This is a genomic window from Streptomyces sp. NRRL WC-3549, from assembly GCF_000721935.1.
Classification (GTDB): Bacteria; Actinomycetota; Actinomycetes; order Streptomycetales; family Streptomycetaceae; genus Streptomyces.
On record NZ_KL585399.1, the window covers coordinates 1 to 812 of the forward strand.

Annotated in this window: 1 protein-coding gene; it reads left to right on the forward strand. The window is 66.6% G+C overall.

The genetic code is table 11. The features are described from left to right. The first annotated feature begins 307 nt into the window (after positions 1–307). Positions 308–757 (forward strand): PTS sugar transporter subunit IIA, encoded by a 450-nt coding sequence (locus IH13_RS0114865; protein ID WP_031084619.1) that lies wholly within the window; start codon positions 308–310, stop codon positions 755–757. The last annotated feature ends 55 nt before the right edge of the window (positions 758–812 follow it).

The window sequence follows — 812 nt, forward strand, 5'->3', positions numbered from 1 at the left end:
CTATCAGCCTTTTCGCTATTCCCTTGACCACGTCCTGCAGACATGCAGGGGCACGGATCAGAGTGAGAGTCTGTGCTTGGGAGTCGCCGCCGACCCCCGACTTGTATGTCGTGTTGGGGTCAGGCAGGGGTACGACAGTACAGGCCTCCGCGAGTCGAGGCAAATCGTTCGCGGGGCGTCGCCAGGTCTGTCAAGCGGTAGGTCTCGAGCAGAACCGGGACTTCCTATGACTTACGCTGCTGATCAGTACGCCGTCCTCCATCCGCTGCGGCGGATACCTCTTCATCTCCACCCCTGGGAGGCCCCCATGACCACAGTGACGTCCCCTCTTACCGGTCGTGCCATCGGACTCACCGAGGTCCCCGACCCGGTGTTCTCGGGCGCGATGGTGGGTCCCGGTACCGCGATCGATCCGGTGCGCGAACCGTCCGAGGCCGTCTCGCCCGTCGACGGCATCATCGTCTCCCTGCACCCGCACGCCTTCGTCGTCGTGGACGACCAGGGCCACGGCGTTCTCACCCACCTCGGGATCGACACCGTGCAGCTCAATGGAGAGGGCTTCGAACTCCTCGTCAACAAGGGGGACACGGTGGCCCGGGGCCAGGCCGTCGTCCGGTGGGACCCGGCGGGGGTGGAGGCGGCCGGCAAGTCGCCCATCTGCCCGGTGGTGGCCCTCGAGGCGACCGCCGAATCGCTCTCCCAGGTACGCGAGAGCGGCGAGGTGAAGGCCGGCGACACGTTGTTCGGCTGGCAGTGACACCCTCAGGACTGTCCCGCACTTCCCGGCGGGCGCACGACGACAGCTACGGCAC